General features: G+C 49.2%; 15 protein-coding genes and 1 tRNA gene. 9 read left to right on the top strand and 7 right to left on the bottom strand.

Annotation, left to right across the window (positions count from 1 at the left end):
- Positions 1-256 precede the first annotated feature (256 nt).
- The 3 genes from kduD to yqeF all read right to left on the bottom strand — a co-directional run bounded on the left by kduD (position 257) and on the right by yqeF (position 3,352).
- A complete protein-coding gene (gene kduD / locus EAS44_RS05625) occupies positions 257-1,018 on the bottom strand; it encodes a 2-dehydro-3-deoxy-D-gluconate 5-dehydrogenase KduD (RefSeq protein WP_000603518.1) in 762 nt (253 codons plus the stop codon).
- Positions 1,019-1,047: 29 nt separating this feature from the next.
- Positions 1,048-1,884 (bottom strand): 5-dehydro-4-deoxy-D-glucuronate isomerase, encoded by an 837-nt coding sequence (kduI, locus tag EAS44_RS05620; RefSeq protein WP_000383248.1) that lies wholly within the window; start codon positions 1,882-1,884, stop codon positions 1,048-1,050.
- A 286-nt stretch (positions 1,885-2,170) separates the two neighbouring features.
- Positions 2,171-3,352 carry an acetyl-CoA C-acetyltransferase gene (gene yqeF, locus EAS44_RS05615; RefSeq protein ID WP_000656017.1) on the bottom strand — a complete coding sequence of 394 codons (1,182 nt, stop codon included), beginning with the start codon at positions 3,350-3,352 and terminating at the stop codon, positions 2,171-2,173.
- A gap of 254 nt (positions 3,353-3,606) precedes the next feature.
- Between yqeF and yqeG the strand changes: the two genes are divergently transcribed.
- Positions 3,607-4,836 (top strand): amino acid permease, encoded by a 1,230-nt coding sequence (gene yqeG, locus EAS44_RS05610; protein ID WP_000065950.1) that lies wholly within the window; start codon positions 3,607-3,609, stop codon positions 4,834-4,836.
- Between the two features lie 316 nt (positions 4,837-5,152).
- Here yqeG and EAS44_RS05605 read toward each other — a convergent pair.
- Positions 5,153-5,226, bottom strand: a tRNA-Gly gene (locus EAS44_RS05605).
- Positions 5,227-5,304: 78 nt separating this feature from the next.
- Positions 5,305-6,060: an amidase activator ActS gene (gene actS, locus EAS44_RS05600; RefSeq protein ID WP_001272558.1), complete on the bottom strand. Its 756-nt coding sequence runs from the start codon at positions 6,058-6,060 to the stop codon at positions 5,305-5,307.
- 413 nt (positions 6,061-6,473) lie between these two features.
- Here actS and xdhA point away from each other — a divergent pair, with 413 nt between their 5' ends.
- From xdhA to xdhC, 3 genes are read left to right on the top strand one after another with little or no spacing between them, the layout of a single operon-like run.
- Positions 6,474-8,771, top strand: coding sequence for a xanthine dehydrogenase molybdenum-binding subunit XdhA (xdhA, locus tag EAS44_RS05595; protein WP_000388181.1), 2,298 nt, complete (start codon positions 6,474-6,476; stop codon positions 8,769-8,771).
- A 10-nt stretch (positions 8,772-8,781) separates the two neighbouring features.
- Positions 8,782-9,660 (top strand): xanthine dehydrogenase FAD-binding subunit XdhB, encoded by an 879-nt coding sequence (xdhB, locus tag EAS44_RS05590; RefSeq protein WP_000459221.1) that lies wholly within the window; start codon positions 8,782-8,784, stop codon positions 9,658-9,660.
- Positions 9,657-10,136: a xanthine dehydrogenase iron sulfur-binding subunit XdhC gene (gene xdhC, locus EAS44_RS05585; protein WP_001016595.1), complete on the top strand. Its 480-nt coding sequence runs from the start codon at positions 9,657-9,659 to the stop codon at positions 10,134-10,136. Before xdhB ends, xdhC begins: the two co-directional genes overlap by 4 nt.
- Before the next feature lie 39 nt (positions 10,137-10,175).
- Here the strand turns inward: xdhC and ygeV are convergent, their stop codons facing one another.
- Complete coding sequence (ygeV, locus tag EAS44_RS05580; protein WP_000417823.1) at positions 10,176-11,954, bottom strand: sigma-54 interaction domain-containing protein; 1,779 nt, start codon at positions 11,952-11,954, stop codon at positions 10,176-10,178.
- Positions 11,955-12,432: 478 nt separating this feature from the next.
- On the opposite strand from ygeV, the gene ygeW reads away from it, so the two are divergent.
- From ygeW to arcC, 5 genes are read left to right on the top strand one after another with little or no spacing between them, the layout of a single operon-like run.
- A complete protein-coding gene (ygeW, locus tag EAS44_RS05575; RefSeq protein WP_000859787.1) occupies positions 12,433-13,620 on the top strand; it encodes a knotted carbamoyltransferase YgeW in 1,188 nt (395 codons plus the stop codon).
- A 57-nt stretch (positions 13,621-13,677) separates the two neighbouring features.
- Positions 13,678-14,874, top strand: a complete 1,197-nt coding sequence (gene dpaL / locus EAS44_RS05570) for a diaminopropionate ammonia-lyase (protein WP_000110478.1) — start codon at positions 13,678-13,680, stop codon at positions 14,872-14,874.
- A gap of 57 nt (positions 14,875-14,931) precedes the next feature.
- A complete protein-coding gene (gene ygeY / locus EAS44_RS05565) occupies positions 14,932-16,143 on the top strand; it encodes a YgeY family selenium metabolism-linked hydrolase (protein ID WP_001107125.1) in 1,212 nt (403 codons plus the stop codon).
- A gap of 52 nt (positions 16,144-16,195) precedes the next feature.
- The gene (gene hyuA / locus EAS44_RS05560; protein WP_001264431.1) at positions 16,196-17,581 is read left to right on the top strand and encodes a D-phenylhydantoinase; all 1,386 of its coding nucleotides are present in this window, start codon (positions 16,196-16,198) and stop codon (positions 17,579-17,581) included.
- A gap of 47 nt (positions 17,582-17,628) precedes the next feature.
- Positions 17,629-18,561, top strand: a complete 933-nt coding sequence (arcC, locus tag EAS44_RS05555; RefSeq protein WP_000037984.1) for a carbamate kinase — start codon at positions 17,629-17,631, stop codon at positions 18,559-18,561.
- A gap of 40 nt (positions 18,562-18,601) precedes the next feature.
- Here arcC and yqeB read toward each other — a convergent pair whose 3' ends face one another.
- Positions 18,602-20,227 carry a selenium-dependent molybdenum cofactor biosynthesis protein YqeB gene (yqeB, locus tag EAS44_RS05550; RefSeq protein ID WP_001020384.1) on the bottom strand — a complete coding sequence of 542 codons (1,626 nt, stop codon included), beginning with the start codon at positions 20,225-20,227 and terminating at the stop codon, positions 18,602-18,604.
- Between the last annotated feature and the right edge of the window lie 47 nt (positions 20,228-20,274).

The raw sequence follows: 20,274 nt of genomic DNA, 5'->3' as shown, positions 1-20,274 counted from the left end.
GTGTCAGGTCGGAAATAGCATAAATATGGATTAAATTGCTACGACATGTCGTTATGTGATGGATATTCCAATTTTCAAATTAAGTTGAATTATTGAGATTATTATTAACTACCTAATTTTAAAGCAGATAAAATTCATAAAGTTCATTAATTGATAATTGATATGGATTATTTCATAACCATGATATGGATTATGATGATCTACAGGTATAAAAAACCCTGCCATGCGGCAGGGTCATAAAAGTAAGAGGAATGAATTAACGCGCCAGCCAACCGCCATCCACAGCAATGGTATAACCATTTACATAATCTGAAGCGCTGGAGGCAAGAAACACTACCGGCCCCATCAGGTCACTCGGCAGTCCCCAACGACCAGCTGGAATGCGGTCGAGAATTTCCGCGCTACGTTGTTCATCTGCCCGCAGTTGTTGAGTATTGTTGGTCGCCATGTAACCCGGAGCTATCGCATTAACATTAATGTTGTGTTTAGCCCATTCATTCGCCATCAATCGCGTCACGCCCATCACGCCGCTTTTTGATGCGGTATAAGAAGGCACACGGATCCCGCCCTGGAAGGAGAGCATTGACGCGATATTGATAATCTTGCCGCCATTGCCTTGCGCGATAAAGTGTTTCGCCGCTGCCTGAGACATGAAGAATACGCTCTTGATATTCAGGTTCATGACATCGTCCCAGTCTTTTTCGCTGAATTCGAGAGCGTCTTCGCGGCGAATCAATCCGGCGTTATTCACCAGGATATCAATATGACCAAACTCAGCTACCGCGCGATCCAGCAGTGCTGGAATGCCATCAATCTTTCGCAGATCGGCGGTCAGGCTTAAAAAACGACGCCCCAGCGCCGTGACCTGCTTGATGGTTTCAGTCGGTTCAACGATGTTAATGCCAACAATGTCACAGCCCGCTTGCGCCAGCCCCAACGCCATCCCCTGGCCCAGCCCAGTATCACAACCAGTGACGACCGCAACTTTACCTTCGAGAGAAAATGCACTTAAAATCATAACAATACCTTATTCGTTTATGCCCACAACTAGCGCAAATCTTTAACGGCCACATGGTCCATATCATCAAAAACCTGGTTTTCACCGACCATGCCCCAGATAAAGGTATAAGCTTTGGTTCCGACGCCGGAATGGATCGACCAGCTCGGGGAGATCACCGCCTGCTCGTTATGCATCACAATGTGACGCGTTTCTTGCGGTTGCCCCATCATGTGGAAAACGCAGGCGTCATCATCCATATTGAAATAGAAATAAACTTCCATCCGGCGCTCGTGGGTGTGACACGGCATGGTGTTCCACAAGTTACCTGGAGCCAGCTCCGTCAGCCCCATACTCAATTGGCAGGTTTCCAGCACATCCGGGACAAAATATTTGTTAATCGTGCGACGGTTACTGGTGAGGTTATCGCCTAACGTGACTGGAGATACTTCGTCCGGTGTGACTTTTTTGGTGGGATACGTCGTATGCGCGGGTGCGCAATTGTAATAAAACTTCGCCGGAGTGGCGGTATCAATACTGGCAAAGACAACTTCTTTTGCACCTTTACCAACATACAGGGCGTCGCGGTGACCGATTTCATAGCATTGACCATCGACAGTAATCGTACCGGCACCGCCAATATTGATAACACCTAACTCGCGACGTTCAAGGAAATAGCTTACGCCGAGTTGTTTACCAACTTCCCCGCCAACGGAAACCGTTTTAGTTACCGGCATAATGCCGCCAACAATAATACGGTCAATGTGGCTGTAAACCATGGTGTACTCATCGGCGACAAATACCTTTTCAACCAAAAATTCATTGCGCAGCCCCTGGGTATCCAGCGTTTTTGCGTGCGCACTGTGGATGCTCTGTCTTACGTCCACATCAACCTCCGATAATCAGTGAAGCGTGAAAATAGAAAACAACAATGAAACACTGTTTCGTTTTCTCTATGAGGGGATGATATGCCCATGGGATAGGGTTTTCAATTAAAAATAAAACAATGTTTCATTTTCAAGTTAAGGATTAAAAAAAGTGCAGTGTCGATCACGAATATGTCATGAGAATGGAAAAATCAGGGAGCCCTGAAAAGGTATGTCGACTCACCAGCCATCATTATTCAACAGATTAATGACGGCAGATATTTATCGGTAAGGAGGAAATGCAGAGCTACTCGTCACGTTCAATGGTCAATGCCACACCCTGGCCTCCGCCGATACAAAGCGTTGCCAGTCCTTTGCGGGCATTACGTTTCACCATTTCATGAACAAGAGAAACCAGGATTCGGCAACCGGAAGCGCCTATCGGGTGACCGAGTGCGATCGCACCACCATTAACATTGACCCGACGCTCATCCCATTCAAGCATCTTGCCAACCGAAAGCGCCTGTGCAGCAAACGCTTCATTAGCCTCGATAAGATCGACATCAGCCAACTGCCAGCCAACACGCTCCAGGCAACGGCGGGTCGCATACACCGGAGCAATTCCCATCAATGCCGGATCCACACCAACGCTGGCAAATGCGCGGATGCGGGCCAGCACGGGTAAATTCAACGCTCGTGCTTTGGCTTCGCTCATCATCATTACTGCAGCTGCCCCATCGTTTATGGATGATGCATTACCCGCTGTCACAGAACCGAGACTATCAAATGAAGGATTTAAACGGGCTAAGCCTTCTGCGCTGGTGTCAGTGCGTGGCTGTTCATCGGTATCAACAACCAACGTCTGACCGTTACTTTGGGTTATTACCGGGACGATCTCATCTTTAAATCGTCCGGCGTCAATCGCCGCTCGCGCTTTTTGTTGCGAGCTAAGTGCGTAAGCATCCTGCAACTGACGGCTGATGCCATATTCGCGAGCCAGATTTTCGGCGGTGACACCAATATGATAATCATTGAAGGCATCCCACAACCCATCATGCACAAGACTATCAACCAACTGGCTATTGCCAAGCTGTGCGCCGGTGCGGCTATCAGTCAGAACATGTGGTGCGCGGCTCATGTTTTCCTGGCCACCGGCGATGACAATATCAGCCTCGCCACACTGTATCGCCTGAGTAGCCAGATGCAGTGCTTTAAGCCCGGAACCACAAACGTCATTAATAGTGATTGCAGAAACGCTATTAGGAAGACCACCTTTAATAGCCGATTGTCTTGCCGGATTCTGCCCTGCCCCTGCAGTCAACACCTGACCAAGAATCACTTCATCCACCGCATATGCAGGAACCCCGGTACGTTCTATTAACGCTTTGACGACCAGGCTGCCAAGTTCCACGGCGGAATGACCCGCTAACGCACCACGAAAGCAGCCGATAGGTGTCCGTAACGCCCCGACAATCACAACGTCTTTCATCACAACCTCGCACCAATTAACAGTGCAATAGTAAATGATTGTTAATTACAGTTATCTTAATTGTTTAAAAAAAGTGACTATTATCACAAAGGAAATACGCCTGAGTAGTAGTCAGAGACATAACTGGCACGTAAGGTTTGCAACCACTAACCCACCAATAGAGAGGTAGATAAGGCGTTAATCTCCCATACTTAACCTGGTTTATGGTAAATTGCCCTCCATTTTGTTTAATTTGTAGATGATACGTTCAGATAATGTCTAATATTTGGTCAAAAGAAGAAACTCTGTGGAGTTTCGCGCTCTACGGCACAGCCGTTGGTGCAGGCACGCTCTTCCTTCCTATTCAGTTAGGTTCGGCGGGGGCTGTGGTCCTGTTTATTACTGCTCTGGTCGCCTGGCCTTTAACATATTGGCCACATAAAGCCTTATGCCAGTTCATCCTCTCATCGAAAACATCAGCAGGTGAAGGGATAACGGGCGCGGTAACACACTACTATGGCAAGAAGATTGGTAATCTGATTACCACGCTGTACTTCATCGCCTTTTTTGTCGTCGTGTTGATATATGCAGTGGCAATTACCAACTCACTTACAGAACAGCTGGCAAAGCATATGGTTATTGATCTTCGCATCCGTATGTTGGTGAGTCTGGGGGTTGTATTAATCCTGAATCTCATTTTTCTGATGGGACGCCATGCCACTATTCGGGTAATGGGATTTTTGGTATTCCCATTGATTGCCTATTTCTTATTTCTTTCTATTTACCTGGTCGGTAGTTGGCAACCTGATCTATTAACAACCCAGGTAGAGTTCAATCAGAATACCCTTCACCAGATATGGATATCGATTCCCGTGATGGTTTTCGCTTTTAGCCATACGCCCATTATTTCTACGTTTGCCATAGACAGACGTGAAAAATATGGCGAACACGCTATGGATAAATGCAAAAAAATTATGAAAGTCGCTTATCTCATCATCTGCATAAGTGTATTGTTCTTTGTCTTTAGCTGCCTGCTTTCTATTCCACCTTCGTATATTGAAGCGGCTAAAGAAGAAGGGGTTACCATTTTATCGGCGCTTTCTATGCTGCCGAACGCCCCAGCATGGTTGTCAATTTCCGGGATTATTGTCGCAGTAGTTGCGATGTCGAAATCATTCCTGGGTACGTACTTTGGCGTTATTGAAGGTGCCACAGAGGTTGTCAAAACAACATTACAGCAGGTTGGTGTAAAGAAAAGTCGTGCATTTAACCGCGCACTATCAATTATGTTGGTATCGCTGATTACCTTCATTGTTTGTTGCATTAACCCGAACGCGATTTCGATGATTTACGCGATCAGCGGCCCACTCATTGCCATGATACTTTTCATCATGCCTACGCTGTCAACGTATCTCATCCCGGCGCTTAAACCCTGGCGTTCCATCGGAAATCTGATTACGCTGATCGTGGGTATCCTGTGCGTATCGGTAATGTTCTTTAGCTAATATCCGTTGTGGATGGTTCAAAATTGCTTCAATTTTGAACCATCCCAGTTTTCATAATGTTCATTTGTTATTATTCCGCTCTATCACTTCTCTCGTAATATTATATAATTATCAGCCAGTTAAACACACAAAGAGTTCTGAACATCTTAAATAAGACTATTTAAGATACATGACGATTGCATTGCGTAAACGCTTTTTATTTACAAAAAAATGGGGAAGTATTACGGCGATTGCGAAAAGTCTGAAGCGCTTGAATTAAGATAATATAGAAAATCAGATACAACAAAAATGGCAGGTAGATGATGTGAAGATAAATTGGAGCGGGCGAAGGGAATCGAACCCTCGTATAGAGCTTGGGAAGCTCTCGTTCTACCATTGAACTACGCCCGCTTCGAGATGCGTAAGGCATTATAAACCTTACGCTCTCCTTAGCAAGTACCACGCTGCTGACTGCTGATTAATTCGCCATCAGCATTTTGGCTTGCTGCCCTGAGGCGGCAAGTAACGTAGCGGATCAATTGCCGTTGCACGGTAACGAATCTGGAAATGCAAGCGAACAGATGCCGCATCAGTGCTCCCCATGGTAGCGATTTTTTGCCCAGCCTTCACGCTTTGCCCATTATTTACCAGCATCGTGTCATTATGAGCGTAAGCCGTAATGTAATCTTCACTGTGTTTAATCATGATGAGATTACCGTAGCCACGCAGCTGGTTGCCCACATACACCACCTTTCCTGCACCCGCGGCGTAAATAGGTGTACCCCGTGGAGCTGAGATATCAATCCCTTTATTGCCGCCATCTGCTGTCGAATACGGCATGATAACTTTCCCTGTCGTTGGCCATAACCAACAACGTTGCCCTACTGGCGGCCAGGAAGATTTCGGTACCGCTGATGACGGTGTAACCGATGCGGTTTTGGTCGTTGATTTGGCGGTTGATTTACGTGTACTACTGCTACTTTTCGCCCCACCCAGTTTTAGTTTCTGACCTACTTCAATGGTGTAAGGGGGGGAAATGCCGTTCAGTCGCGCCAGTTCTTTTACGCTGGTTCCCGTGGTGCGCGAAATACGATATAGCGTATCCCCCCGTTTCACGGTGTAAACGGAGCCGGAATACGTTCCTGTATCGGATGATTTGCTACCCGAACAGCCCGCCAAAAGCAGTCCAACCGATAACAACATCACGATACCCAGAGATTTTTTATTCAGGCGTCCCGCACTCAAAATCTTTCCTCGCTTAAAAAACAAGACGCCATATCATAGCAGCCGGCTTCTGGATACCCAATCTCTTGCTTCTGGAAAAACGATGTAATAGAGAAAGAGGTTAATTTCATTTGGCAAAGGGAAGTATCATCAGCAAAATATTTGCTGTAGTGGTATCAAAGTTCCTGACTTTTACCCTATTTCCCACCTTGATGCGTAATAATCCTAATTTATCACATTGATTTTATCGCCACTCATATTGATACGTATCACTGTCCCTATTCAGAGTCCTGTTTCGTATCATATCTGTGTTTTTTTAACGTCATCACACTTCCTTCCTCCCCGAACGCTTATCGTCGTTTCTGGCGTAAATCTTGCCTGCTTAGACTAAATCTTTGCCATAAGAACCAAATGTTCAAATCGAGAGGATTTCTATGGAAGCGCGGGAAGCAACCGCTACGGGTGAATCATGCATGCGCGTCGATGCCATTGCTAAGGTCACCGGGCGAGCACGATATACTGACGATTATGTTATGGCGGGCATGTGTTACGCGAAATATGTACGTAGCCCTATCGCACATGGTTATGCCGTAAGTATTAATGATGAACAAGCCAGGAGTTTGCCGGGCGTCCTGGCGATTTTTACCTGGGAAGATGTGCCAGAAATCCCATTCGCCACGGCAGGGCATGCCTGGACACTTGACGAAAACAAGCGCGATACTGCCGATCGTGCCCTGCTAACGCGCCATGTTCGTCATCATGGCGACGCCGTTGCCATCGTCGTGGCCCGCGATGAACTCACGGCAGAAAAAGCGGCGCAATTGGTCAGCATTGAGTGGCAAGAATTACCCGTTATCACCTCGCCAGAAGCGGCGCTGGCAGAAGACGCTGCACCAATCCATAACGGTGGCAATTTACTGAAACAAAGCACGATGTCGACGGGTAATGTCCAACAAACAATCGATGCCGCCGACTACCAGGTACAGGGGCACTATCAGACTCCCGTTATTCAACATTGTCATATGGAAAGCGTGACATCGCTGGCATGGATGGAGGATGACTCGCGAATTACCATCGTTTCCAGCACCCAGATCCCGCACATTGTTCGCCGCGTGGTTGGTCAGGCGCTGGATATTCCCTGGTCATGCGTACGAGTCATCAAACCGTTTATCGGTGGCGGTTTTGGTAATAAACAGGATGTACTGGAAGAGCCAATGGCAGCATTCCTGACCAGCAAACTTGGCGGCATTCCGGTGAAAGTTTCCCTTAGCCGTGAAGAGTGTTTCCTCGCAACCCGTACCCGCCACGCTTTTACTATTGACGGGCAAATGGGCGTGAACCGCGACGGAACATTGAAAGGTTATAGTCTGGATGTTCTGTCTAACACCGGCGCTTATGCATCTCACGGGCACTCCATTGCTTCTGCTGGGGGGAATAAAGTCGCTTACCTTTATCCTCGTTGTGCCTACGCTTACAGTTCAAAGACCTGCTATACCAACCTCCCCTCGGCTGGTGCGATGCGTGGTTATGGCGCGCCACAAGTCGTATTTGCCGTTGAGTCTATGCTTGATGATGCCGCGACAGCGTTAGGTATTGATCCTGTTGAAATTCGTTTACGCAACGCCGCCCGCGAAGGAGATGCTAATCCGCTCACGGGAAAACGTATTTACAGCGCAGGGTTGCCGGAGTGTCTTGAAAAAGGCCGGAAAATCTTTGAATGGGAAAAACGCCGTGCAGAGTGCCAGAACCAGCAAGGCAATTTACGTCGTGGCGTTGGCGTCGCCTGTTTTAGCTACACCTCTAACACCTGGCCTGTCGGCGTAGAAATAGCAGGCGCGCGCCTGTTGATGAATCAGGATGGAACCATCAACGTGCAAAGCGGCGCGACGGAAATCGGCCAGGGTGCCGACACCGTGTTCTCGCAAATGGTGGCAGAAACCGTGGGAGTTCCGGTCAGCGATGTCCGCGTAATTTCGACACAAGACACCGACGTTACACCATTCGACCCCGGCGCATTTGCCTCACGTCAGAGCTATGTTGCCGCGCCTGCGCTGCGCAGTGCGGCACTGTTATTAAAAGAGAAAATCATCGCTCACGCCGCAGTCATGCTACATCAGTCAGCGATGAATCTGACCCTGATAAAAGGCCATATCGTGCTGGTTGAACGACCGGAAGAGCCGTTAATGTCGTTAAAAGATTTGGCGATGGACGCTTTCTACCACCCTGAACGCGGCGGGCAGCTCTCTGCCGAAAGCTCCATCAAAACCACCACTAACCCACCTGCGTTTGGCTGTACCTTTGTTGATCTGACGGTCGATATTGCACTGTGTAAAGTCACCATCAACCGCATCCTCAACGTTCATGATTCGGGCCATATTCTTAATCCGCTGCTGGCAGAAGGTCAGGTACACGGCGGAATGGGAATGGGCATTGGCTGGGCGCTATTTGAAGAGATGATCATCGATGCGAAAAGCGGCGTGGTCCGTAACCCCAATCTGCTGGATTACAAAATGCCGACCATGCCGGATCTGCCACAACTGGAAAGCGCGTTCGTCGAAATCAATGAGCCGCAATCCGCATACGGACATAAGTCACTGGGTGAGCCACCCATAATTCCTGTAGCCGCTGCTATTCGTAACGCGGTGAAGATGGCTACAGGTGTTGCAATCAATACACTGCCGCTAACGCCAAAACGATTATATGAAGAATTCCATCTGGCAGGATTGATTTGAGGATAACATCATGTTTGATTTTGCTTCTTACCATCGCGCAACCACCCTTGCCGATGCCATCACCCTGCTGGCTGACAATCCGCAGGCCAAATTGCTTGCCGGTGGCACTGACGTACTGATACAGCTTCACCATCACAATGACCGCTATCGCCATATTGTTGATATCCACAATCTGGCAGAGCTGCGGGGAATAACACAGGCGGAAGATGGCGCGCTGCGAATCGGCTCCGCGACAACATTTACTCAGCTCATTGAAGATCCCGTAATCCAACGCAATCTCCCGGCGTTATGTGCTGCGGCTGCATCAATCGCCGGGCCGCAGATCCGTAATGTCGCCACCTACGGCGGAAATATTTGCAACGGTGCCACCAGCGCAGATTCTGCCACGCCAACGCTAATTTATGACGCGAAACTGGAGCTCCACTCCCCACGCGGTGTTCGTTTCGTCCCGATTAATGGCTTTCACACCGGGCCGGGCAAAGTGTCTCTTGAGCATGACGAAATCCTTGTCGCCTTTCATTTTCCGCCACAGCCGAAAGAACACGCGGGCAGCGCACATTTTAAATATGCCATGCGCGACGCAATGGATATTTCAACAATTGGCTGCGCCGCACATTGCCGACTGGATAACGGCAATTTCAGCGAATTACGCCTGGCATTTGGTGTTGCCGCGCCAACGCCGATTCGCTGCCAACATGCCGAACAGACTGCACAAAATGCGCCATTAAACCTGCAAACGCTGGAAGCCATCAGCGAATCAGTCCTGCAAGATGTCGCCCCGCGTTCTTCATGGCGGGCCAGTAAAGAGTTTCGTCTGCATCTCATCCAGACGATGACCCAAAAAGTGATTAGCGAAGCCGTCGCCGCGGCGGGGGGAAAATTGCAATGAATCACAGCGAAACAATTACCATCGAATGCACCATTAACGGGATGCCTTTTCAGCTTCACGCCGCGCCAGGAATGCCGCTTTCGGAACTACTCCGAGAACAAGGGCTTCTTAGTGTCAAACAAGGTTGCTGCGTAGGCGAATGCGGTGCCTGTACGGTGCTGGTCGACGGCACAGCAATAGACAGTTGCTTATTCCTTGCGGCCTGGGCTGAAGGAAAAGAGATCCGCACGCTGGAAGGTGAAGCGAAAGGTGGAAAACTTTCTCATGTTCAACTGGCTTATGCGAAATCCGGCGCAGTGCAATGCGGGTTTTGTACGCCGGGCCTGATTATGGCTACCACGGCGATGCTGGCAAAACCACGCGAAAAACCATTAACCATTACGGAAATTCGTCGTGGACTGGCGGGAAATCTTTGTCGCTGCACGGGGTATCAGATGATTGTAAATACAGTTCTGGATTGCGAGAAAACGAAGTAAAAGGATATCCGGCCTGAATTCAGGCCGGATTCTCAGAGGTTATGTGTTTAACAACTCATATTTCTTAATCTTGCGATAGAGCGTAGCAATGCCGATGCCCAGTTCATCAGCAACTTCCTTCTTGCTGTTATGACGTGAAAGCGCCTCGCGGATCATTTGCTTTTCCATCTCCTCCAGCGCCGTGCCGCCCGCATCATCGAGTGACAGGTGCGCCTCACTGACCTCTGTTACATCACTTTGCTCCGTTGTGCCATTATTCAGCAGATTTGGCGGCAATAGCGTGCTGTCGATAACTTCACCTGAAGGAACAACGTTAACCAGATATTCCATCAAATTGCTTAACTCGCGCAGGTTTCCGGGCCAACGATGCTTACGCAATATTTCGACGACATCAGGAGCAATGCCAGGATAAACCGATCCCAGACGACGGGTATGCAGATGTAAAAAGTAATGCACCAGTAATTCAATATCTTCCTGACGTTCACGCAGCGGTGGAAGAGTTATCGGGATAACATTAAGTCGGTAGAAGAGATCTTCGCGGAATTTACCTTCGGCAATGAACTGGGCCAAATTCTGATTAGTTGCAGAAATGATGCGGATGTCGACTTGTATTGGGCTACTGGCACCAATCGGCAGAATTTCACGCGCCTCAATAGCGCGCAGTAATTTAGCCTGCAACATTAATGGCATATCACCAATTTCATCGAGAAACAGCGTGCCCGTATTCGCCGCCTGAATCAACCCTGTTTTACCGTTGGCAGAAGCGCCAGTAAATGCGCCTTTAACATAACCGAACAGTTCGCTCTCCAGAAGCTGTTCCGGAATCGCGGCACAGTTGATAGCAATAAAGGGTTTATTCCGTCTTCCGCTCAACTTATGGATTGCACGGGCGACGACTTCTTTACCCGTGCCGCTTTCACCAACCACCATAACGCTGGATGGGCTGGGTGCAATACGGCTAATGAGTCGTTTTAATTGCCGCATAACACGGCACTCGCCAACCAATTGTTCAATATGCGGTTCATCAGGTGCATTTGCTACAGAAAAACTGGTATGCGATTGGTGAAACGCCATTAAAAATAGTTGTCGGCCCTGGATGTTATGCAACTGACCAATGATTAATTCACTTTTATCATCCCACGAAACAATATGTTGCATATGACCATGGGTAAAATTACTCTCAAATGTTAATGGTCTGAAACGAACAGGTTTTCCAATAATATTATTTTGTACAACACCGAGTGTTTTTAAAGCTGTCTGATTAACAAACTGAACCCGATTATCAGCATCAACCACTAACACGCCCTGATCCATATTATCGATCATGGTCGCGAATATTTTACTGATGTTATCTCCTGGTCCCTGATCCTCCAGAAGTTTAGAAACAAAAATGGTGGATATATGGCGAACGTAATCGGAAAATTCGCGTAAATTATCACTGATATGTTCTTGTTGCTCGTGGGTAACGGCAATCAAACTTATCACCCCAACACAACGTTCCTGTAAAATGACAGGCGTACCCAGAAATGCTTTTTCGCGGCAATTTTCTTTACTATCGCAACCTTCACAAAGGGGATCGAAGCGAGACTGTGTCACAACTTTTTCAGTTTTCGTTTCCAGGACGTGGCGGAGCAGGCGTGAGTTGCCGCTCAACTGGCGGCCAAGAAACTTCCCATACGCGCCCGTTCCGGCGACGCGACACAAGTTTTCATCAACGATCTCAACCTCAAGCTGCAAAACGCTGGCAAGCATTCTGGCAAAACGCTGAATTGTCGGTTGAATTTGCATCAATACTGACTGCGTAGTCGCAAGCTCCATAGCTTTACCTTCCAGACTTACTTAAAAGTCGATCATTGAAGACGTTGATGGTTCACAGATCATGATGATATTAACTCAGGCGAAATTGGCTTTGATAAAAACATAAGATTTTTATCACTTTCTAATAAAATTATGGAAGAGATATCACATTTCTATATCAATATGAGAATTACAGCGGCAAGTTTATCAAACTGAAGAGAGATAGCCTGCCTCTTTATCTTATTTCTGATACTTAGCAGCAAATAAATAACGTGATAAAAAAAGCCAAACGTTTTCGTATTTTAAAAACAACCGGAAACTGGCATCAATATGTGATCAACCCCACACATTATCCGTCAAATTAGCCTTTCGCAGCCGCGTGGATAATTCTGGCACACTTATTGTTAGTCCCAGGTATAGCTGTGAAAACACCAATCACTTTGGCACGTCACAGTGAAATAAACCACTTTGCCTGTCATTCCACTATCGGGACTTTATGATGAAAACTGTTAATGAGCTGATTAAGGATATCAATTCGCTGACCTCTCACCTGCATGAAAAAGATTTTTTGTTAACGTGGGAACAGACGCCAGACGAACTGAAACAAGTACTGGACGTTGCCGCCGCGTTAAAAGCACTGCGTGCTGAAAACATCTCAACCAAAGTCTTTAATAGTGGATTAGGTATTTCCGTATTCCGCGACAATTCCACCCGTACCCGCTTCTCTTATGCTTCCGCGCTTAACCTGCTCGGCCTTGCACAACAAGATCTTGACGAAGGAAAATCACAAATCGCTCACGGCGAAACCGTGCGTGAAACCGCCAATATGATCTCCTTCTGCGCTGACGCTATCGGTATTCGCGACGATATGTATCTGGGCGCAGGCAACGCCTATATGCGTGAAGTTGGCGCGGCACTTGATGACGGCTACAAACAAGGGGTTCTGCCACAGCGTCCGGCTTTAGTGAACCTGCAATGCGATATTGACCACCCGACTCAATCAATGGCTGATCTGGCATGGTTACGTGAACACTTTGGTTCACTGGAAAACCTGAAAGGTAAAAAAATCGCCATGACCTGGGCCTACTCCCCAAGCTATGGCAAACCGCTCTCTGTACCACAAGGCATCATCGGTCTGATGACCCGCTTCGGTATGGATGTCACCCTGGCCCATCCGGAAGGCTACGACCTGATCCCGGATGTCGTTGAAGTTGCTAAAAACAATGCTAAAGCCTCCGGTGGTAGCTTCCGTCAGGTCACCAGCATGGAAGAAGCCTTCAAAGACGCAGACATCGTTTATCCGAAGTCATGGGCACCTTACAAAGTGATGGAAGAGCGTACTGAATTGCTGCGTGCGAACGATCACGAAGGCTTAAAAGCACTGGAAAAACAGTGTCTGGCACAGAACGCGCAACACAAAGACTGGCATTGTACTGAAGAGATGATGGAACTGACCCGTGATGGCGAAGCTCTGTACATGCACTGCCTGCCAGCTGATATCAGCGGCGTATCCTGCAAAGAAGGTGAAGTGACTGAAGGCGTATTCGAAAAATACCGTATCGCTACCTACAAAGAAGCCAGCTGGAAGCCTTATATCATCGCCGCGATGATCCTGTCCCGTAAATACGCCAAACCAGGTGCACTGCTCGAGCAACTGCTGAAAGAAGCGCAAGAACGCGTGAAATAACCCCTCGGGCCGATCAGCTGGTCGGCCCTCTATTTCCAGAGGCCAAAAGGATAGGATATGTCCGTTTTCTCATTGAAGATTGATATCGCCGATAACAAATTTTTCAACGGCGAAACATCACCGCTTTTTTCGCAAAGCCAGGCAAAACTGGCACGCCAGTTCCACCAGAAAATTGCTGGTTATCACCCAACACCGCTTTGTGCGCTGGACGATCTCGCAAACCTGTTTGGTGTAAAGAAAATTCTCGTCAAAGACGAATCAAAACGATTCGGTCTGAACGCCTTCAAAATGCTCGGCGGTGCGTACGCCATCGCTCAATTATTGTGTGAAAAATATCATCTTGATATCGAAACGCTGTCATTTGAGCACCTGAAAAATGCCATCGGCGAAAAAATGACTTTCGCGACTACCACCGACGGCAACCACGGGCGCGGTGTGGCATGGGCAGCACAGCAACTCGGACAGAATGCGGTGATTTACATGCCGAAAGGTTCTGCTCAGGAACGCGTTGACGCCATTCTAAACCTCGGTGCCGAGTGCATCGTCACGGATATGAACTATGACGATACCGTTCGCCTGACCATGCAACACGCGCAGCAGCACGGCTGGGAAGTGGTACAGGACACGGCATGGGAAGGTTACACCAAAATCCCAACCTGGATCATGCAAGGCTACGCAACACTGGCGGATGAAGCCGTCGAGCAAATGCGTGAAATGGGCGTCACCCCGACACACGTTCTGCTGCAAGCCGGTGTCGGTGCAATGGCCGGTGGTGTGCTGGGTTATCTGGTCGACGTCTATAGCCCGCAAAATCTGCACAGCATTATTGTTGAACCTGACAAAGCTGACTGTATTTATCGCTCCGGCGTCAAAGGCGACATCGTCAACGTTGGCGGTGATATGGCCACCATCATGGCGGGCCTGGCCTGCGGCGAACCTAACCCACTGGGCTGGGAAATCCTACGTAACTGCGCCACCCAATTCATCTCCTGCCAGGACAGCGTTGCCGCATTAGGTATGCGCGTGCTGGGTAATCCGTATGGCAACGACCCGCGCATCATCTCCGGTGAATCCGGCGCTGTCGGTTTGGGCGTTCTCGCAGCGGTTCATTATCACCCGCAACGTCAAAGCCTGATGGAAAAACTGGCGCTGAACAAAGATGCCGTGGTGCTGGTTATCAGCACTGAAGGCGACACCGACGTGAAGCACTACCGCGAAGTTGTCTGGGAAGGCAAACACGCTGTAGCACCTTAATCACCCTATTGGAACTGCTCCCTGCAAAACGGGGAGTAAAAAATCTGGAGAAAAATAATGGCTAAGAATATTCCATTCAAACTGATTCTTGAAAAAGCAAAAGATTACCAGGCAGACATGACTCGCTTCCTGCGCGATATGGTTGCTATTCCCAGTGAAAGCTGCGACGAGAAACGCGTAGTACATCGTATTAAAGAAGAGATGGAAAAAGTCGGCTTCGATAAAGTTGAAATCGACCCAATGGGCAATGTTCTCGGTTATATCGGCCACGGCCCGCGTCTGGTGGCAATGGACGCTCATATCGATACAGTCGGCATTGGCAACATCAAAAACTGGGACTTCGATCCGTATGAAGGCATGGAAACCGACGAGCTGATCGGTGGTCGTGGTACTTCCGACCAGGAAGGCGGCATGGCGTCTATGGTATATGCCGGAAAAATCATTAAAGATCTCGGTCTGGAAGATGAATATACCCTGCTGGTCACCGGTACTGTGCAGGAAGAAGACTGCGACGGTCTGTGCTGGCAATACATTATTGAACAATCCGGCATTCGCCCGGAATTTGTGGTCAGTACCGAACCAACCGACTGCCAGGTATACCGTGGTCAACGCGGTCGTATGGAAATTCGCATTGATGTTCAGGGTGTTAGCTGCCACGGTTCGGCACCAGAACGTGGTGATAACGCCATTTTCAAAATGGGTCCAATTCTTGGCGAATTACAAGAACTCTCCCAACGTCTGGGTTATGACGAATTCCTCGGCAAAGGCACCCTCACCGTTTCTGAAATTTTCTTCACCTCCCCAAGCCGTTGCGCTGTCGCAGACAGCTGCGCAGTTTCAATCGACCGTCGTCTGACCTGGGGCGAAACCTGGGAAGGCGCGCTGGACGAGATCCGCGCCCTGCCTGCAGTACAGAAAGCTAACGCGGTTGTTTCTATGTACAACTACGACCGCCCATCCTGGACTGGCCTGGTTTACCCAACCGAATGCTACTTCCCGACCTGGAAAGTGGAAGAAGATCACTTCACCGTTAAAGCACTGGTGAATGCTTATGAAGGGCTGTTTGGTAAAGCGCCTGTCGTTGATAAGTGGACCTTCTCAACTAACGGCGTATCCATCATGGGTCGCCACGGCATTCCGGTCATCGGTTTTGGCCCTGGTAAAGAACCGGAAGCGCACGCGCCAAACGAAAAAACCTGGAAATCTCACCTGGTAACCTGTGCCGCTATGTACGCTGCAATCCCATTAAGCTGGCTGGCAACCGAATAATTACTCTTCACTTATCCCCCTCCGGTTCGCCGGAGGGTTTTTGGAGTTTGCTATGCGCGTATTGATAAAAAACGGCATTGTTGTTAATGCAGATGGACAGGCGAAGCAGGATTTGCTGATTGAAAGCGGGATTGTTCGCCAGTTGGGTACCGATATTTCGCCGCAACTCCCTTGCGAAGAAATTGATGCCTCTGGCTGTTACGTTTTCCCTGGCGGCGTGGATGTCCATACGCATTTCAATATTGATGTCGGCATCGCGCGCAGTTGTGATGATTTTTTTACCGGTACCCGCGCTGCTGCGTGTGGCGGTACAACAACCATTATTGACCATATGGGATTTGGCCCAAATGGCTGCCGGTTACGCCATCAACTGGAAGTTTATCGCGGTTATGCCGCCCACAAAGCAGTCATCGACTACAGCTTTCACGGTGTCATTCAACATATTAATCACGCTATCCTCGACGAAATTCCGATGATGGTTGAGGAAGGACTGAGCAGTTTTAAACTCTATTTAACCTATCAATATAAACTCAACGATGATGAAGTGTTGCAGGCATTACGCCGCTTGCATGAGTCCGGCGCGCTGACCACCGTACACCCGGAAAATGACGCAGCTATCGCCAGCAAGCGGGCGGAGTTTATCGCCGCAGGGTTAACCGCGCCGCGTTATCATGCCTTGAGTCGACCTCTGGAATGCGAAGCGGAAGCCATCGCCCGCATGATTAACCTGGCACAAATTGCCGGTAACGCCCCGCTCTATATCGTGCACCTGTCTAACGGCTTAGGTCTGGATTATCTGCGTCTTGCCCGTGCGAATCACCAGCCAGTCTGGGTTGAAACCTGCCCACAATATCTCCTGTTGGACGAACGCAGTTACGATACAGAAGATGGCATGAAGTTCATTCTTAGCCCACCGCTGCGTAACGTACGCGAGCAGGACAAACTGTGGTGTGGCATCAGCGATGGTGCGATTGACGTGGTGGCAACCGATCACTGCACCTTCTCGATGGCTCAACGCCTGCAAATTTCTAAAGGCGATTTCAGCCGCTGCCCAAATGGCTTACCCGGTGTGGAGAACCGCATGCAACTGCTGTTCTCCAGTGGCGTGATGACGGGACGTATCTCACTGGAGCGTTTTGTTGAGTTAACCAGTGCAATGCCCGCCAGGCTGTTTGGCCTGTGGCCGCAAAAAGGGATATTAGCGCCCGGTTCCGATGGTGACGTGGTGATTATCGACCCACGTCAGAGCCAACAAATTCAGCATCGCCATCTCCACGACAACGCCGACTACTCGCCCTGGGAGGGGTTTACCTGTCAGGGCGCGATTGTCAGAACATTATCCCGTGGTGAAACGATTTTCTGCGACGGCACCTTTACAGGCAAAGCCGGGCGAGGTCGTTTCCTGCGACGCAAACCGTTTGTCCCTCCCGTGCTCTAACCACTGCCAGGGATCTATACACAATCAAGAATGATGAGTGAGGAAAAATGAGTAAGAAAATTGTTCTCGCCCTGGGCGGGAATGCGCTGGGCGATGACCTGGCTGGGCAAATGAAAGCGGTAAAAATTACTTCTCAGGCAATTGTTGATTTAATTGCCCAGGGACATGAGGTCATCGTCACTCATGGCAACGGGCCACAGGTGGGCATGATTAACCAGGCCTTTGAAGCTGCAGCAAAAACTGAAGCGCACTCGCCAATGCTGCCGATGTCTGTCTGTGTTGCCTTAAGCCAGGGTTATATTGGTTACGATCTACAAAACGCCTTAAGAGAAGAACTGCTTTCTCGTGGCATTAATAAACCTGTAGCAACGCTGGTTACCCAGGTCGAAGTCGATGCTAACGATCCGGCATTCCTCAACCCGACCAAGCCGATTGGTTCGTTCTTTACCGAGCAAGAAGCAGAGCTACTGACAAAACAGGGTTACACTCTGAAAGAAGATGCGGGTCGCGGCTATCGTCGTGTCGTTGCTTCGCCAAAACCGGTTGATATCATTGAAAAAGAAACGGTTAAAGCTCTGGTAGATGCCGGACAGGTGGTGATCACCGTTGGCGGTGGTGGTATCCCTGTTATTCGTGAAGGTAACCATCTGCGTGGTGCCAGCGCGGTTATCGATAAAGACTGGGCCAGCGCCCGTTTAGCAGAAATGATCGATGCCGATATGCTGATCATTCTGACTGCGGTAGAAAAAGTGGCCATTAACTTCGGAAAAGAGAATGAACAGTGGCTCGATCGCCTGTCGTTAAGTGATGCTGAACGCTTTATCGAAGAAGGTCATTTTGCGAAAGGTTCTATGCTGCCTAAAGTGGAAGCTGCCGCCTCGTTTGCTCGCTCTCGCGCAGGTCGTGAAGCACTGATTACCGTATTGAGCAAAGCGAAAGAAGGGATTGAAGGCAAAACCGGAACGGTGATTTGTCAGTAATTTAAAGGCCGGATGGGTAATACCATCCGGCCATTTTCATTTAAGCCACTTCCAGCACTTCTTTTGTCGCTTTAACGCCCTGATGCATCAACATCATTAACGCCTCAAGTACGCCGCCGCCAATCGCCCGGGCTTTATCAGAAACGCTGGTGAAATCAGCCGTTTCACCACGAGGATCGATATCACCAATTTTAAAACCACCGACCACGGCCAGTCCGTCGTTCAACAAGCCACGCACCATCCCCGTCAACGGTGCTTTAATTTCATGCTCACCAATCCAGGCAATGACATCGCCCTCTTTCACCAGATCGCCTAATTTCACGTTGGATCGCATAATGCCTGCAGCAGGAGCGCGGATCACTCGTCGGGTGGTATGCCCCATAATATTGCCGGGAACACCGGTATTCTCCTGCGCACAACCTGAGTAAATCACCTGACCGAGCCAGTGCCCGCGATTTGTTTCAATTACCGCATGACAATCCTTCCCTGCAGTAAAGCCCGGCCCAAGCGCGATTGTTACTGGTGCCATATCTGCCCGCGTTCCCAAATTCTGTTTCGCCAGAATAGCGTCCACCACGCAAAGCGGTTTCAGTTCATCAAGCAATGAACAGGTGGGATCTACCATCACAGGGATAAATCCGCGTTCGGTAAGTTTCATCGCTTCCGCAGAGCTGGTTGCCAGGCGGGCGGTGACGCCTTCGACCGTCATTTCGCCATCGAACACGGCCTGGGCAAACGCCACGGTACAACGAATCACTGTCGGTTTTTCCACTTCCAACATGATCACTTTAAAACCCGCATGATACAGACGTAGCGCTACACCACTGGCGATATCCCCCGCACCGCGAATCACCACCAGCTGGTGTCCGGAAGGATGAGAAGGCTTCATCATCAGCCCACCCGGCGCGTTATTTTTCACCTGTAATATTTCTGCCAGCACGCTGATGGCGATCTCCTGCGGCGTTTCCGCACCTATGTTGTAACCAACGGGCGCATGTAAACGGGCAATATGTTCTTCAGCCACGCCTTTCTCACGCAATTGGCGCAGGAAAAGCTGAACCTTGCGGCGACTTGCCAGCAACCCCAGCCATGCAATGGGTTGTTCAATGAGTTTGTCGAGGGCTTCACGATCCTGATTATTCGTGGCAATCAGGACAAAATTATCAGGGCGAATATCCAGTGCTTCCACTGCCGCACCAAACGACTCAGCATGGAGAAGCGTGGTTGATGGTGGGAATAGTTCAGGATTGAGGCTTTCGCGATAAATATCAGCAACGGCGATATCAAATCCTAATAGCGCCGCACTCTGGGCTATCGCCCGGTTGACATGCCCCGCACCAATCAACACCAGACGTGGACGCATACCATGGACGCTGATAAATACTGACATTGCACCTCCACAATCTGACCCGACAGCATCCGCACCGTTACGAGCCATACGTCCATGGAATAATCGCGGCTTACGTTCCTGCAATGCCTGAAGCGACTCTTCAATCACCTTCCGTTCAACCATTCCGCCACCAATTGTACCGACGATAGAACCATCGGCGCGCACTAACATTTGTGCAGAATGGCGGGGGGTTGAGCCTCGGCTATCAACAATTTGCGCCATCGCAAACGGACAATTTTGCTCTTCGAGTTTTGCAGCCTCTGTGAAAATATTCATACCAACCTCAATGGATATCCTTTCAGTAACCCGGAATACCCGGGCCG

Origin of the sequence: Escherichia coli DSM 30083 = JCM 1649 = ATCC 11775 (genome assembly GCF_003697165.2) — a bacterium.
In the GTDB taxonomy this organism is placed as follows: Bacteria; Pseudomonadota; Gammaproteobacteria; order Enterobacterales; family Enterobacteriaceae; genus Escherichia; species Escherichia coli.
The sequence above is the reverse complement of the archived record's forward strand: the minus strand, read 5'-3'. Positions and strand labels throughout refer to the sequence as shown.